At 67.2% G+C, this 271-nt stretch carries 1 pseudogene; it reads left to right on the forward strand.

What is annotated here, in order from left to right:
* Positions 1 to 271 (forward strand): annotated as a pseudogene (locus B7449_RS19885) (conjugal transfer protein TraI); the annotation flags it as partial.

Below are 271 nucleotides of genomic sequence, written 5' to 3' on the forward strand. Positions count from 1 at the left end.
GCAGCCCGACCCATGCGGCATCTGTCTCCACGGGGAAGGTTGTCATTGAGGAGGGGCAGCACGTCCGGCTACCGACATCGTCTCCATCCCCGCCACCGGCCCGCAGCGGCACATTGGTCCCGGTGCCACAGCCGCCCCAGCCGGGTGCGGATCAGGTGGATGGGGCTGACCCCGCCCTTGCCAATCCCATCAATAAACCGGTGACAGGAGCCTCGACGCTCGACGAGGTGGTCGGCGGCGAAGCGCCACCCTCTCTTGAGGCCCTTGAGAA

The sequence above is a fragment of the Komagataeibacter intermedius TF2 genome (assembly GCF_000964425.1).
Taxonomy (GTDB): Bacteria; Pseudomonadota; Alphaproteobacteria; order Acetobacterales; family Acetobacteraceae; genus Komagataeibacter; species Komagataeibacter intermedius.